Genomic DNA, 14,214 nt, shown 5'->3' with positions numbered 1-14,214 from the left:
CAGCCGCGCGACCCGGCCAGGCCGGATCATGGATTGATGCCTTTGCGACGATCGGCCGGCAATGGCGGCACGGCCTTGCCGTGACCCTTGTAGAGCGGCGATTCCAGATAACGCGCAATGGCAAAGCGCACCAGGACCGCGACCGCGGCCGATGCAGGCACCGCAATCAGCAGGCCGACGAAGCCAAACAGCGCGCCGAAGGCAAACAGCGCGAACATCAGCCACACCGGATGCAAGCCGACGCTTTTGCCGACCAGCCGCGGCTGCAAGATATTGCCCTCGACGAACTGGCCGATGAAGAACACCACCGCGACCGCTACGACCATGGTCCAGTCCGGCCAGAACTGGACGAAGGCAACGCCGACGGCCAGCACCAGTCCGGTCAGCGAGCCGACATAGGGGATGAAGGAGATCAGCCCGGCGAACAGGCCGATGAGGATGCCGAAATTGAGACCGGTTAGCGTCAGGCCAGTGGCATACATGGCGCCCAGCACCAGGCACAGCGTGCCCTGCCCGCGCACGAAGCCGGCCGTTGCCGTGTTGATGTCCCTGGCGATGGCGCGCACCGTGGCGACATTGTCCCGCGGCACCCAGCTGTCGATCACCGCCACCATGCGGTCCCAGTCGAGCAGCATGTAGAAGGCGACCACCGGCGTCACCACGAACAGGCTGATCACCGAGACCAGCGCCACGCCCGAACTCCATATCGAGGTGAACACGGTCGTCAGCAGACCGAAGCCGGATGTCAGCAGTGAGTTCAATCCGTCGCGCAGGCCATTGGCGTTGACGCCGAATTTCTGTTCCAGCCATTTCGGATCGAACGAGGTGATCAGGCTCTGCAGCCGCGTCAGGTACTCAGGCAACTTGCCGGCAAAATCGGCCATCTGCGTCGCCAGCACCGGGATGAGGATGACAAAGGCCAGCACCAGCACGACAAGGAAGGTGATGAGGATGACCACCGTTGCCATGAAACGGCTGAGGCCGAGCCGCTGCAGCCGGTCGGCCACGGGATCGAGGAAATAGGCGAGCACCATGCCGGCCACGAAGGGCAAGAGGATGGCGCTGAAAACATAGAGGAAAAGCGCAAGCGCGGCGACACCGGCAAGCCAGAAGAAGATCTGCCGGCGGAATCCGGCGGATGGATCATCACCGGCGGCCGCCGGCGCGCTCGCCGCAGCTTCTTTGTCAGGTGCCCGGGGTGGAGCCTTCGCCATAGCCGCTCATATGCCTCAGCCAAGCCACGAGATAGGCTGCGGCCGAAGCCACGGTCAAGACCCCGGACAGCATTATGAGGGCGGGACGAAGTGGATCGAGATGGATCGAAAAAGCAAGCTCACCCAGCACCAGCGCCGCCAGTACAATCTGGATGGCGGTGTTGACCTTGGAGACGAGGAGCGGCTTCATCTCGACGGGGTGGGCCATCACGGTGGACAACAGCACCGCGCAAATGATCAGCGCGTCGCGCGACACCATGGTGACGACCAGCCACAGCGGCAATTGCCCGATGAAGCCCAGCACGACGAACACGGAAACCAGAAGCAGCTTGTCGGCTACCGGATCGAGATAGGCGCCGAGCTTGGAATGCTGGTTGAACCGGCGGGCGATGAAGCCGTCGACGCCGTCCGAGATGCCGGCAACGAGGAACCCGGCAAAGGCCCAATCCCAGCGCGCCTGGAGCATGGCCAGCACCACGGCAGGCACCAGGACAAGGCGCATGATTGTGATCAGGTTGGGGATGGTCAAGCGCATGTCCCGTCGCTTCTGTCTGAACGATAGATGATGGAGATGGGGGATGGGCGCAAGAGAGAAGCTGCCGAGCTTCCCCTGGTGGGGAGCGGCAGTTTCAGCGCCGTTTTCCTTGCGGACCGAAACCGTTCATGCGAAGAGCCGCAAAGGAAACAGCGACAAGCCAGATATGAAGCGCGATACAGTCAAGCGTAAGAACGGGCTCACCTATGCCGAGGCTGGCGTCGACATCGATGCCGGCAATCTCATGGTCGAGAAGATCAAACCGCTGGTCAAGGCGACGCGCCGGCCGGGCGCCGATGGCGAGATCGGCGGTTTCGGCGGCTTGTTCGACCTCAAGGCCGCCGGCTTTACCGACCCGGTGCTGGTCGCTGCAAATGACGGCGTCGGCACCAAGCTGAAGATCGCCATCGACGCCGGCAAGCACGACACGATCGGCATCGACCTCGTCGCCATGTGCGTCAACGACATCGTCGTGCAGGGTGCCGAACCGCTGTTCTTCCTCGACTATTTCGCCACCGGCAAGCTCGATCCGGACCAGGGTGCGGCGATCGTCGGCGGCATCGCCGCGGGCTGCCGGCAGGCCGGCTGCGCGCTGATCGGCGGCGAGACGGCCGAAATGCCGGGCATGTATCACGGCAAGGACTATGACCTTGCCGGTTTTGCCGTGGGCGCGGCCGAGCGCGGCCAGCTTCTGCCCACCGACGACATCGTCGAGGGCGACGTGCTGCTGGGGCTGGGTTCGTCGGGCCTGCATTCGAACGGCTTTTCGCTGGTGCGCCGCATCGTTGCGACCAGCGGCCTGGCATGGACCGATCCGGCTCCCTTCAATGACGAGGCCACATTGGCCGAGGCGCTGCTCGAGCCGACCCGGATCTATGTGAAATCGATCCTGAAGGCGATCCGCAACACGCACGGCATCAAGGCGCTGGCCCATATCACCGGCGGCGGCTTCCCCGAAAACATTCCGCGCGTTCTGCCGAAGGAGTTCTCGGCCGAGCTCGATCTCGACGCCATCGACGTGCCGCCTGTGTTCTCATGGCTGGCCAAAACCGGCGGTGTGGCGCCCGAAGAGATGATGCGCACCTTCAACTGCGGCATCGGCATGATCCTGGCGGTGGCGTCCGGCCAGGCGGCGCAGGTCGCTGCCGTCTTGCAGGAAGCCGGCGAGACGGTGACGCCGATCGGCCGGATCGTGCCGCGCCGCGACGCCGGCGTCATCTATCGGGGTTCGATCGGTCTATGAGTGCGCAGAAGAAACGCACTGTCGTTCTGATCTCGGGGCGCGGTTCCAACATGACGGCGCTGATCGCCGCCGCCAGCGACCCGGCTTTCCCCGCCGAAATCGTCGGCGTCATCTCCGACAAGGCGGATGCCGCCGGGCTCGGCATGGCGAGGGCGCGCGGCATCGCCACCCAGGTGATTTCCCGGGCCGACCACGCCAGCAAGCAGGCGCACGACGCCGCGATCGATGCGGCCCTCACGGCCTTCAATGCCGAGATCGTGGCACTGGCCGGCTACATGCGCATTTTGACCACCGGCCTCGTCCAGAAATGGCAGGGTCGCATGATCAACATCCACCCCGCTCTGCTGCCGGCCTTCAAGGGGCTCGATACGCATGCGCGCGCGCTGGTGGCGGGTATGCGTATCCATGGCTGCACGGTGCATTTCGTCACGTCCGAGATGGATGACGGCCCGATCATCGCACAGGCGGCGGTGCCGGTAATGGTCGGCGACAATGCCGACACACTTGCCGCACGAGTGCTGAAGGTGGAACACCAGCTCTATCCGCTGGCGCTGGGGCTGGTCGCCGAGGGCAAGGCCCGGATGGAAAAGGGCCACACCGTGTTTGCCCGCTTCGCCGACGATGCCGACAATGCAACCTCGATGATCATTGCACCGAGCCCGCTGCGCGAGGAAATCGATTTCGAGCAATTGGCGCGGATCACGCCGTAGGCATTTTTGCAGTCATAATTTGATTGCAAACTTTGGCGCACTCGCCTATCTCATGCTTGCATGAACAGCAAGCATAGGCGCGTGCTCAAGGCGATATTCACCGATCCAGTTTCGGGCAGTATCGAATGGATTGCCGTCGAAACCTTGCTGGTCGCCGTTGGTTGCCAGGTGATCGAAGGAAGCGGCTCACGCGTGCGTTTTGTCTTTAAGAGCGAAGTCGAGACGTTCCACCGGCCGCACCCTTCAAAGGAAGCAAAGCGATATCAAGTACGGGATGCTCGCCAATTCTTGTCGAGGATCGGAGTGAAGCCATGAATGCGATGACCTACAAGGGCTATTCGGCCCGTGTTGATTATGATGACGATGACGAGATTTTCTTCGGCCGTATTGCCGGTATTCGAGACGGCGTATCCTTCCATTCAGAAACTGTCGCGGGGCTAAAAGCCGCCTTCCATGAAGCCGTGGACGACTATGTCGAAACTTGCGCGAAAATCGGTAAGTCGCCGCAAAGACCTTATTCCGGCAATCTCATGTTGCGCGTTGACCCCTCGGTTCATTCAAAAGTCGCAATGGCAGCGGAACTCGCAGGCAAGAGCCTGAACCAGTGGGGAGAAGAAGTCTTGCGCGAGGCCGCCGAAAAGCAAATTGCCTGAACCAGCAGCTGTCCTGCCTCCATCTGCATCCGCCATTCGACCGGGAGTATCGTGAAACAGTTGTTTGTGCTGCGCCACGCCAAGTCGAGTTGGGACGATCCCAACCTCCCCGATTTCGACCGGCCGCTCGCCGAACGCGGATTGAAGGCGGCCCAATTGATAGGGCGCGAACTCGCGACGCGCGGGTGGCTGCCGGACCAGGCGCTGGTATCGCCGGCGCTGCGCACCCGCGAGACCTGGCGGCTGGTGGACGCGGAGTTGCCAGCGCATCCACGAGTCGCGTTCTCCGAGGCGCTTTATGAAGCCTCAGCGACGGATATTCTGAGCCAGATTCGTCAAGCCGATCCGTCGAACGACAGCTTGCTGGTGGTCGGCCACAATCCCGGTCTGCAATATCTGGCGAAACAGCTTGCCGGGCCAGGGTCAGAGGCCAAGGCGCGCAGGAGGCTCGAAGGAAAATTTCCAACGGCAGCCTTTGCGCGCCTCGTTTTCCAGGGCGACTGGTCCAACCTGTCGTCCGCGCGGCTGACGCATTGCCTGCGTCCGAAGGATCTGCGCTAGAAATCCGGGGTTAAGCTGGCAGCCAAGGCCGCTGCGTGTCCGGGACGTTAATTGCCCCAGATGCCTTGGCCGGGTTCGGGCCAGTCGGTCGTGGGCTTCGTCTTGGCATCGCCTGTCTCGTGGCTGGCCATGCCCGTATCCTTGAGCGCGCCGGTGACAAGGTGGTCCACGCCCGCCATCGGGGCGACGGGCTGGTTGGCATTGTCGGAGCCATAATGGTCGCTGCCGGCAAAGGCGCTGCCGGTCGCAACGAGGATGGCGGCGGTGGCGAGGGCGATCTTGTTCATTTCAATCTCCTGGATTCATCCGTTAGGCGGCGTCTTGGGAGGACGGTTCCGCTAAGGACAAGACCCCAGGCACTCCTGTTTTATTCCTGGGCTCGGATTGTTTTCTGCCGAGCTTGGAGGATTGGTCATGCGCAAAAAACAAGAGCGGCGGGCCAGGCCCACCGCTCTTTGTGGTCGAAGACTTACAGAATCAACGGCCCCAGATGCCCTGGCCAGACTGAGCCGGCACGTTGGCATTCGCGTCGCCCTGCGCCTTTACGGACTTGGTGATCGAGCCGGTATGCGTGGTGTCGATGTTGGAGGTCGACTGGTTGGCAACCGGCTGGTTGACATTATTGGAACCATAATTGTCGCTGCCGGCAAAGGCGGTGCCCGTGGCAATGAGAATGGCGGCGGCGGTAAGAGCGATCTTGGTCATTTCTTTACTCCTGAGTTCAAGTTGGTTGATGTCGGCAGTCGCGATTAGCGGCCGAAAAGGTTGCGGTCGGCGCCCTGCGAAGCCGGGGCCTGGACGGTTCCGTTCGTCTTCGAGGTCGAAGCGGTGACGGAATGGTCGACAGCGGCGGCGGGCTGATTGGCGTTGGCCGAACCATAATTGTCGCTGCCGGCGAAAGCGGTGCCCGTGGCAACGAGGATGGCAGCGGCGGTAAGAGCGATCTTGGTCATTTTGGTTACTCCAGTATGTTTGTTCTGTCCGTCTAGTGGCGTGCCCTTGGGAGGATTTCGCGTCGCTCGGACCACCCCGAGATGGGTCTGCGGTGTTGTCGTTTCCAGTCACGAAAATGTGCCAAAAAAGCTGTGGGACGGCCCTTGAAATTGAAACGACATCGCTGGCTGCCACAATTTTATCTTGTTGAACCAACGGTTTATTGAGAAAACTCCATTGAGCCCACCCGTTTGCGCAGAGCGTACGTTCACCGTTTGATGTACGGTCCGTCAACATAAATCGAACCGAACGGTTCGGTCTTTATCTACGTAAGGCCCGCGCAAGTGGCCGCATCCGGGCGTTTGCTTTTGCGGCTGGGTCGACATTGTCGCTTGCAAACGGGCTGAAGGACGCGCCAAGAGGCGCGCCGCATTCTCCACGCGGAGGCTTCGCCTCCGGTCGCGGCAGGCGCAAGCTTTCAGTCATTTTGCCGACTGGAGAAATGGAAAGCGGCGGGTTCTGGCCCGTCAGGAAGCGCCAAAGCCAAGGACGTCGCGCATACCGTATTGACCGGGCGGTCGCCCGGCCACCCAGAGGGCTGCGGCGATGGCGCCACGGGCGAACATGACGCGGTCCTCGGCCGCATGCGACAGGGTGACGATCTCGCCCCCGGTGCAGAAGCTGACGCTGTGCTCGCCGACGATGCTGCCGCCGCGCAGCATCGCGAAGCCGATCTCGCCGGCAGGCCGCGCACCGGTGACACCGTCGCGAACAAGCCTCGCCATCGCATTGAGTTCGACGCCGCGTCCGTCGGCAATGGCTTGGCCGAGCATCAGGGCGGTGCCCGATGGCGCATCGATCTTGTGGCGGTGATGCGCCTCTAAAATCTCTGCATCCCAGTCCGCGGGACCGAGCGCTCTCGCCGCCTGCTCGACCAATCCGACCAGCATGTTCAGCCCAAGCGAAAAGCTCCCGGAGCGTACGATGACAACGGTTTTCGCGGCATCGGCGATGGCTGCCAATTCAGCGTCATCGAAACCGGTCGAGCCAATGACCATGGCAGGCCCGCGACGGCCGGCGCAGGCTCTCGCCAGATCGGCCGATGCCGCCGGCGTGGTGAAATCGACGACCACATCGGCCAGGCCGAGCGCCTCGTCGCGGCTGACCAGGCCATCGCCGGCAATGCCCGGTCGATGAAAGCGGGCAGTAAGCGCCAGCCGCGAGTCGGCCTGCACGGCGTCCGCCATCTGGCGCCCCATGCGGCCGAGCGCACCGGCAATTGCGATCCTGACTGGCGCCATCGCCGCGGCTATTTCCACATGCCGCGCATGCGCGCGCCAATGTCGACGCGTATCTCCGGCCGGGGCGCCCTGCCCGGCGCTGCTTGCGCTGCCGGCCATACCGTCTGTTCGAATGCCGCAAGGAGGGAGGCCGGGATGAAGCGCGTGCGCGAGGCATAGACATGGCGGTCGCCGCGCGCCGCCTGGCCATGCGCAAAGAAGCGCTGCGGCATGACCAGGTTGAGGCTGTCCTTGGCCCTTGTCATCGCCACGTAAAGCAGCCGGCGCTCCTCCTCGATATCTTCCCTGGTACCAACGCCGAGATCGGCCGGAATGCAGCCATCGACGGTGTTGAGCACAAACACGTTCTTCCACTCCTGGCCCTTGGCCGAGTGGATGGTCGACAGGATCAAATAATCCTCGTCGCGGTGCGGCGGCCCGGCCTGGTCGCTGGTCGCGTCCGGCGGATCGAGCGTCAGCTCGGTCAGGAACCGTTCGCGCGAAGCGTAGCCGGATCCGATCTGCTCGAGCTGCAGAAGGTCGGCCCGGCGCGTGGTTGCGTCCTCGTGGATGCGCTCGAGATGCGGCTCGTACCAGAGCCTGACCTGTTCGAGATCGGCCGGCCATTTGGCGCCGGCACGCAGGCCGGAGTAGAGCGAGACGAAGCCCGGCCAGTCATCCGCCGCGCGCTGCGGCGGCCGCCAGCCGGCAAGGCCCATCGCCTCGTCCAGCGCCGATGTCATCGTCTCCACGACCTGCGCCGCGGCCGAGGGGCCGATGCCCGGCAAAAGCTGCAGCACGCGAAATCCGGCGACGCGGTCGCGCGGGTTTTCGGCAAAGCGCAGCACCGCCAGCACATCCTTGACATGAGCGGCATCGAGGAATTTCAGCCCACCGAACTTGACGAAGGGAATGTTGCGCCGCGTCAGCTCGATTTCCAGCGGCCCGCTGTGGTGCGAGGCGCGAAACAGCACCGCCTGCGATTTCAGCGCCGTGCCGGCCTCGCGCTCGGCCAGGATGGCCTCGCAGACGAAATTGGCCTGTTCGACCTCGTCGCGTACAGTCACCAGCCTCGGCTTGGCGGCGGATTTGCGTTCCGACCACAGGTTTTTGGTGAAGCGTTCCGAGGCCTCGCCGATCACCGCATTGGCGGCGGCCAAAATGGTTTCGGTCGAGCGGTAGTTGCGCTCCAGCATCACCACATCGGCGGCCTGCGCGAATTGGTTTGGGAAGTCCAGGATATTGCGCACCTCGGCGGCGCGGAACGAATAGATCGATTGCGCATCGTCGCCGACCACCGTCAGCCCGGCGCCATCGGGTTTGAGCGCCATGAGGATCGAGGCCTGCAGCCGGTTGGTATCCTGGTATTCGTCGACCAGCACATGGTCGAAGCGCCCGCCCAGATGCATCGCTATCTCCGGTTCGGCCGTCATCTGCGCCCAGTAGAGCAGCAGGTCATCGTAATCGAGCACGTTCTGCGCCTGCTTGGCCTCGACATAGCCAGCGAACAGCTGCTTCAGCTGTTCGCCCCATCCGGCGCACCACGGAAAGGCGGAGCCCAGCACCTCGCCGAGCGGCGCCTGCGCGTTGACGGCGCGCGAATAGATGGCAAGGCAGGTGCCCTTGGTGGGAAAGCGCGCTTCCGTCTTCGAGAAGCCGAGTTCGTGGCGCACCAGGTTCATCAGGTCGGCCGAATCCTCGCGATCGTGGATGGTGAACGCCGGATCGAGGCCGATCTCCTGCGCGTAATCGCGCAGCAGCCGTGCACCGATGCCATGGAAGGTGCCGGCCCAGGTCAGCGCGTCAGTGACGATCGAGGCGTCACGGCCGAGCACCTCGCCGGCGATGCGCTCGACGCGCCGGGCCATTTCGGAGGCGGCGCGGCGTGAAAACGTCATCAGCAGGATGCGGCGCGGATCAGCCCCCTTGACGATGAGATGGGCGACGCGATGCGCCAGCGTGTTGGTCTTGCCCGAGCCGGCGCCGGCAATGACCAGCAGCGGTCCGGCGATCCTGCCGTCGCCATGCTCGACGGCCTGGCGCTGGGCATCATTCAGCCTTGCGAGGTAAGCGGGCTGGTCGGTCGGTTCCCGAAATGTCGAATCATGAGCGGCAAGGTTCATCGCCCATCAAGCATCGTTTCCGCTTTGTTCGCAACAAGGAAGCGGCGCGGCGAGCTCAGGGTCGACAGGTCAGCGTTCCGGATCGACACCCATCGCTGCCGACTGCCTGCGCAATGTCTCCCGATCATTCTTCGGGACTGGCAGCAACAGGGGATCTACGGTGTCGGGTACGTCCTCGATCAGCTTGCGCGCGAGGCGGTAAGTGACGAAGGCGATGGTGCAGGCCAAGAGCAGACGGATCATCCAGCAGTCCTCCTTTGCCTGATCCAACCGGAGACATGAGCTTTTGTTCCTCGGCTTGATCGTCGCAACCAAACGGAAGTCGTCTCGTTGTCAGACGAGAGGAGGTAGCGATGAAGAAGCTCTCCCTAGGCCTTCTGCTGATCGTTCTGGCCGTGTCGGCCTGCGACAACAACGTCCCGCCAACCAAGGCTCCGGCAGCGGAAAACCCGCACGCCGACGGCAATCCTGTAGCCGATAAGACCGGCAAATGAGTTGACATGCGTGCAGCAACGCCGCGGACCACGGCGGGACAGCACAAAGCACAGCCTGGAAAGGACGGCCGGCGCCGCTTGGGAGGTGCCTGATAGCGCCGGCCAGGCGGATATCAGGTCCGCCGCAATATGGATGTTAGCTGAGTCTTGCCGTAGCGTCATGGGGATTCCACCCCTTTGGCTTCCCGCCAAATTCCGGAACGACCGCGCCGTTCATGCTCCCAATCGCCGTCTGACGACCGCGGCATGGAAATTCGTGCCGAACAGCAGGCCGTCATCGTTGAAGTCGTAGCTCGGATTGTGCAGCGGCGCCGTGTCGCCATTGCCGAGGAAGACGAAGCAACCGGGCACGTGAGCGAGGAAACGGGCAAAATCCTCAGAGCCGGTCATCGGCTCGCGGGCGACGGCGACGCCTTCGGGCGCGAACACGTTTCCGGCGGCTGCAAAGGCCTCGTCGACCAATTCGGCGTCGTTGTGCAGCGGCACGAATTCCCTGCTGTAGGCGACCTCGGCGGTGACGTTGTAGGCGGCGGCGGTGCCGGCGGCGATGGTGCGCATCTGCTTCTCGATCTCGGCGCTGACCTCGGGGCGAAAGCTGCGGGCGTCTCCCAGGATACGGGCAAGGCCGGGCAGCGCGTTGCGGGTGCCGTCGGTGATCAGCTCGGTTACCGAGACCACCGATATGTCGGCCGGGCTCAGCCGGCGCGAGACGATGGTTTGCAGATTGGTGACCAGCGCGCAAGCGGCGACCAGTGTCTCCCGGCCGTCCTGCGGCCCGGCAGCGTGGCCGCCGCGGCCTCTCAGAACAATCTCGAAGATATCCTCGGCCGACATCATCGGGCCGGGGCGGGTTTCGAAACGGCCAATCGGCAATCCGGGCAGATTGTGCAGGCCGAAAATCTCATCGAAGGGAAAGCGGCGCATCAACCCATCGTCGAGCATGGCCAGCGCGCCCCTGCCCCACTCCTCGGCCGGCTGAAAGATGAAGCGCACCGTGCCGTTGAACCCGCCCTCCCCGGCCAGCAGCTTCGCCGCGCCGAGCAGCATGGTGGTGTGGCCGTCATGGCCGCAGGCGTGCATGATTCCGGGATTTTGCGAGCCATAGGCCACAGCCGATTGCTCGGTGATGCGCAGGGCATCCATATCGGCCCTGAGCGCGATCGCCCTGTTGCCGCTGCCGCGCTTCAGCGTGCCGACGACGCCGGTGCCGCCGACGCCCTCGGTCACATCGTCGAGGCCGAATTCGCGCAGTTTGGCAGCGACGAAGGCCGCGGTGCGCTTTTCCTCGAACCCGAATTCCGGATGGGCATGCAGATCGCGCCGCCAGCCGGTCATCTCCTGCTTCAAGGCATCGAGATCGATTTTGGCCATTTCTCCGCCCCTCTCAAACTAGGTTGCAAGTCGGGTGACGACATCGAGCAGAATGTTGGCGCCGGCGACGAGCTCGGTATCCTCGGTGTATTCGCGCGGATTATGGCTGATGCCGCCGGCGCTCGGCACGAAGATCATCGCGGCAGGTGCGATACGCGCCATCATCTGCGCATCATGGCCGGCGCCGGACGTCATGCGCTTCGAAACCAGCCCGCGACTGATGGCAGCGGCCTCGATCAGCTCCACGATGCGGCTGTCGAAGATCACCGGCTCGAAGCGCGCCAGCCGCTCGACCGAGATCGTCACGCCTTCGGCGGCGGCGAGTTCTTCGAGGTGAGCGGCGAGTGCTGCTTCCTCCGCCTGCAGCCGGTGCTCGAAAGGATCGCGCAGGTCGATGGTGAAGACCGCTCGCGAGGGAATGACGTTGATGGCGTTGGGCTCGAAAAGCATCGTGCCGACGGTGGCGACGGTCGGCGTGTTCGAAGCCTTGGCACGATCGTGCAGGAAGGCGACGACACGGGCGGCCGCATGGCCGGCGTCGCTGCGCATCGACATCGGCGTGGTGCCGGCATGGTTGGCGACCCCGTCGATGGTGATGCGCTGCCAGGAGATGCCTTGCAGGTTTTCCACCGCGCCGATCGGCACGCCTTCGCGCTCCAGCACCGGGCCCTGCTCGATATGCAGTTCGAGATAGGTATGCGGCTTGAGGAAGCCCGGCTGCTCGTCGCCGGCATAGCCGATGCGCGCCAGTTCCTGCCCGAGCACGCTGCCGTCGGTCCCCACGGCCGCCAGCGCCTCGTCGATCGCAACACCGCCGGCATGAACCAGCGAGCCCATCATGTCGGGGGAATAGCGCACGCCTTCCTCATTGGTGAAGGCGGCGACGGCCAACGGGCGCGACAGGACAAAGCCTGACGCCTTCAGTGTCTCGATTGCCTCCAGCCCAGCCAGCACGCCGTAGCAGCCGTCATAAATGCCGGCATCTATGACCGTATCGATATGCGAGCCTATCAGGATCGGCGCCTGCCCGGCATTCCCAGGCGTCCGCCAGATGCCGAAGATATTGCCCATGCGGTCGATGGCGACTTCGAGCCCCGCCTCGCGCAACCAGCCGACGAAGCGGTCGCGGCCCTGCCGGTCGGCGTCCGAGGCGGCAAGCCGCACCAGCCGGCCCTCGCCGTCGCGGCCGATGGCGCCGAGGTCCCGAATACGGCCAAGCAGCCGCCGCGCGTCGACCGAGATCATGGCGTTGCTCCAGAAAGTACCTTGCCCGCAAGCACGTCCGCGGCGGCCACGCCGACGAGTTCGGCATAACGCCTGGGATCGGTTGCGCCTTCGGTGTTGACGACCAGCACCCGCGAGAGCCGGTCGAGGCCGAGTTCGGCCTTGTTGTCGGCCAGCGCCCGGATCAGTCCGGCCAGGCCGACCCCGCCGCTTTCGCCGGCAACGATGGCCGGATCGCCGCCGGCCGGCCGCGCAAGCCTCCGCATCACAGCGACCGCATCCTCCTCGTCGACGGTCATGAAGGCATCGGCGGCACGCGCCAGCACGCGCCAGGCGACAGGCGACGCCTCGTAGCATTCGAGCATCGCCATGACAGTCGCTTCGCCATGCGCGATCTTGACAGGATGGCCAGCCCTGGCGGCGCCCAAGATACAAGCGGCACGTGCGGGCTCGACCACGGTGAAGACCGGCCTGGCATCACCGAGCACGATGGCGAGATGGCCAGCCACGGCAGCGGCAATGCCGCCGACCCCGGCCTGGACGAAGACGTGGGTGGGCGGTTCGCCGAGCTGGCGCAGCGCCTCGCGCATGATCGCGGTGTAGCCTTGCATGACGAGGCCTGGAATGCGCTCATAGCCCGGCCACGACGTATCGGACACGACGGTCCAGCCCTTGTCCGCCGCGACGCGTGCGGCTTGCCTGACCGAATCATCGTAGTTGCCGTCGACGCGGATCATCTCGGCGCCGTAGCGGGCGATAGCCGTGATGCGCTCGTCGCTGACGCCGGCATGGACGAAGATCGCCGCCCTCGCGCCGACAAGCCGCGCGCCCTGTGCCACCGAGCGGCCGTGATTGCCGTCGGTCGCGCAAGCCATCGTCATGGTGGCGGCGACCGCCCTGACATCGGGCTGATCGAGATCGGCGATGCCGAGCGGCCTGCCAAGCCGGCGGCCGGCTTCCTCCAGCACCAGATGAACGACGGCATAAGCGCCCCCAAGCGCCTTGAAGCTACCGAGGCCGAGGCGAAAACCCTCATCCTTGAGGTGGATGGCGCCAATGCCCAGTTCGGAGGCCAGCGCCGGCAGCGCATGCAGCGGCGTCTCCTGATGATTGTCGCGATGGGACAGGAAACGCTCGGCCGCGTCGGCCCCCGCAACCCCGAGCGTTTCGGCGTCGACCGGATCGAGTGGGCTGCCGTGCAAGGCATTGCGGTTGAGCAGGAACATCAAGGCCTCCTTGGCTGACGACGAGACTATATTGCAAGGCAGGCGCAAAAAGCGCTGTATTCAAGGTGCCGAAATGCAAGTTTGTTTCTTCAGGACATGCCATTGCCCGCTTTGCCAGCCTCGCTCGACAGTTTCGACCTCGCCATTCTCGCCGTGCTGCAGAAGGACAACACGACGCCGCAGCGACTGATCGGCGAGGCCGTGAACCTGTCGGCGCCGGCGGTGCAGCGCCGTATCAAGCGCATGCAACAGACCGGCGTCATCGCGGCCAATGTCGCGGTCATCGAACCGGCGGCGGTCGGCCAGCCCATCACCATCTTCGTCGAGGTCGAACTCGAAAGCGAACGCACCGAACTGATCGACGCGGCCAAGCGGCAATTCCTGGCGGCGCCGGAAGTCCAGCAGTGCTACTATGTGACAGGCGAGGCCGACTTCATCCTGGCCATCACGGTGGCCGACATGAGCGCCTATGAGGCGCTGACGCGGCGCCTGTTCTTCAACAGCAACAATGTCCGCAAATTCCGCACCTTCGTGGCCATGGACCGCGTCAAGGTCGGCCTGACGGTGCCGCTGCCGGGATGAGCGATCAGGTTGCATGTCTGGCATGCTTTCGCCATTCTCCGCATCGCGAATTAGCGGCGGGAGGC

General features: G+C 64.1%; 18 protein-coding genes. 7 read left to right on the top strand and 11 right to left on the bottom strand.

Annotated elements, in window-relative coordinates:
• Positions 1–26: 26 nt before the first annotated feature.
• Both LB545_RS18555 and LB545_RS18550 read right to left on the bottom strand, forming a co-directional pair.
• Complete coding sequence (locus tag LB545_RS18555) at positions 27–1,214, bottom strand: AI-2E family transporter (protein WP_224705612.1); 1,188 nt, start codon at positions 1,212–1,214, stop codon at positions 27–29.
• A complete protein-coding gene (locus tag LB545_RS18550; RefSeq protein ID WP_140495033.1) occupies positions 1,186–1,743 on the bottom strand; it encodes a CDP-alcohol phosphatidyltransferase family protein in 558 nt (185 codons plus the stop codon). Before LB545_RS18550 ends, LB545_RS18555 begins: the two co-directional genes overlap by 29 nt.
• 172 nt (positions 1,744–1,915) lie before the next feature.
• Here LB545_RS18550 and purM point away from each other — a divergent pair, with 172 nt between their 5' ends.
• The 5 genes from purM to LB545_RS18525 are packed head-to-tail and all read left to right on the top strand — an operon-like array spanning position 1,916 to position 4,916.
• The gene (gene purM / locus LB545_RS18545) at positions 1,916–2,992 is read left to right on the top strand and encodes a phosphoribosylformylglycinamidine cyclo-ligase (protein ID WP_140494348.1); all 1,077 of its coding nucleotides are present in this window, start codon (positions 1,916–1,918) and stop codon (positions 2,990–2,992) included.
• The gene (gene purN / locus LB545_RS18540) at positions 2,989–3,702 is read left to right on the top strand and encodes a phosphoribosylglycinamide formyltransferase (RefSeq protein ID WP_140565088.1); all 714 of its coding nucleotides are present in this window, start codon (positions 2,989–2,991) and stop codon (positions 3,700–3,702) included. The genes purM and purN overlap by 4 nt, the downstream gene beginning before the upstream one ends.
• Positions 3,703–3,762: 60 nt before the next feature.
• Positions 3,763–4,017, top strand: coding sequence for a type II toxin-antitoxin system HicA family toxin (locus LB545_RS18535; protein ID WP_140558881.1), 255 nt, complete (start codon positions 3,763–3,765; stop codon positions 4,015–4,017).
• On the top strand, positions 4,014–4,355 hold the full coding sequence (locus LB545_RS18530; RefSeq protein ID WP_140494354.1) for a type II toxin-antitoxin system HicB family antitoxin: 342 nt from the start codon (positions 4,014–4,016) through the stop codon (positions 4,353–4,355). The genes LB545_RS18535 and LB545_RS18530 overlap by 4 nt, the downstream gene beginning before the upstream one ends.
• 51 nt (positions 4,356–4,406) lie before the next feature.
• Positions 4,407–4,916 carry a SixA phosphatase family protein gene (locus LB545_RS18525; protein ID WP_140494356.1) on the top strand — a complete coding sequence of 170 codons (510 nt, stop codon included), beginning with the start codon at positions 4,407–4,409 and terminating at the stop codon, positions 4,914–4,916.
• Positions 4,917–4,963: 47 nt separating this feature from the next.
• Here the strand turns inward: LB545_RS18525 and LB545_RS18520 are convergent, their stop codons facing one another.
• The 6 genes from LB545_RS18520 to LB545_RS18495 all read right to left on the bottom strand — a co-directional run bounded on the left by LB545_RS18520 (position 4,964) and on the right by LB545_RS18495 (position 9,495).
• A complete protein-coding gene (locus LB545_RS18520) occupies positions 4,964–5,203 on the bottom strand; it encodes a DUF680 domain-containing protein (protein WP_140670121.1) in 240 nt (79 codons plus the stop codon).
• Positions 5,204–5,393: 190 nt separating this feature from the next.
• Positions 5,394–5,621, bottom strand: coding sequence for a DUF680 domain-containing protein (locus LB545_RS18515; RefSeq protein WP_224705610.1), 228 nt, complete (start codon positions 5,619–5,621; stop codon positions 5,394–5,396).
• A gap of 44 nt (positions 5,622–5,665) precedes the next feature.
• Entirely contained in the window at positions 5,666–5,869 is a 204-nt protein-coding gene (locus LB545_RS18510) for a DUF680 domain-containing protein (protein WP_140515477.1), read from the bottom strand.
• 507 nt (positions 5,870–6,376) lie between these two features.
• The gene (gene dapB / locus LB545_RS18505) at positions 6,377–7,150 is read right to left on the bottom strand and encodes a 4-hydroxy-tetrahydrodipicolinate reductase (RefSeq protein ID WP_140670125.1); all 774 of its coding nucleotides are present in this window, start codon (positions 7,148–7,150) and stop codon (positions 6,377–6,379) included.
• 8 nt (positions 7,151–7,158) lie between these two features.
• Positions 7,159–9,252, bottom strand: coding sequence for an ATP-dependent helicase (locus LB545_RS18500; RefSeq protein WP_224705608.1), 2,094 nt, complete (start codon positions 9,250–9,252; stop codon positions 7,159–7,161).
• A gap of 69 nt (positions 9,253–9,321) precedes the next feature.
• Entirely contained in the window at positions 9,322–9,495 is a 174-nt protein-coding gene (locus LB545_RS18495; RefSeq protein ID WP_181165130.1) for a hypothetical protein, read from the bottom strand.
• A 110-nt stretch (positions 9,496–9,605) separates the two neighbouring features.
• Here LB545_RS18495 and LB545_RS18490 point away from each other — a divergent pair, with 110 nt between their 5' ends.
• Positions 9,606–9,746, top strand: coding sequence for a hypothetical protein (locus LB545_RS18490; protein WP_181165131.1), 141 nt, complete (start codon positions 9,606–9,608; stop codon positions 9,744–9,746).
• 213 nt (positions 9,747–9,959) lie between these two features.
• Here LB545_RS18490 and LB545_RS18485 read toward each other — a convergent pair whose 3' ends face one another.
• The 3 genes from LB545_RS18485 to LB545_RS18475 are packed head-to-tail and all read right to left on the bottom strand — an operon-like array spanning position 9,960 to position 13,567.
• Positions 9,960–11,117 carry a M20 aminoacylase family protein gene (locus tag LB545_RS18485; RefSeq protein ID WP_224705607.1) on the bottom strand — a complete coding sequence of 386 codons (1,158 nt, stop codon included), beginning with the start codon at positions 11,115–11,117 and terminating at the stop codon, positions 9,960–9,962.
• A gap of 18 nt (positions 11,118–11,135) precedes the next feature.
• Complete coding sequence (locus LB545_RS18480; protein ID WP_140656267.1) at positions 11,136–12,362, bottom strand: Zn-dependent hydrolase; 1,227 nt, start codon at positions 12,360–12,362, stop codon at positions 11,136–11,138.
• Positions 12,359–13,567, bottom strand: coding sequence for a diaminopropionate ammonia-lyase (locus tag LB545_RS18475; protein WP_140515473.1), 1,209 nt, complete (start codon positions 13,565–13,567; stop codon positions 12,359–12,361). The genes LB545_RS18480 and LB545_RS18475 overlap by 4 nt, the downstream gene beginning before the upstream one ends.
• 102 nt (positions 13,568–13,669) lie before the next feature.
• Between LB545_RS18475 and LB545_RS18470 the strand changes: the two genes are divergently transcribed.
• Positions 13,670–14,149, top strand: coding sequence for an Lrp/AsnC family transcriptional regulator (locus LB545_RS18470; RefSeq protein WP_140494372.1), 480 nt, complete (start codon positions 13,670–13,672; stop codon positions 14,147–14,149).
• The last annotated feature ends 65 nt before the right edge of the window (positions 14,150–14,214 follow it).

It is taken from the genome of Mesorhizobium sp. BR1-1-6, assembly GCF_020165355.1.
Lineage (GTDB): Bacteria > Pseudomonadota > Alphaproteobacteria > Rhizobiales > Rhizobiaceae > Mesorhizobium.
This window is presented reverse-complemented; position numbering and strand designations above follow the sequence as displayed.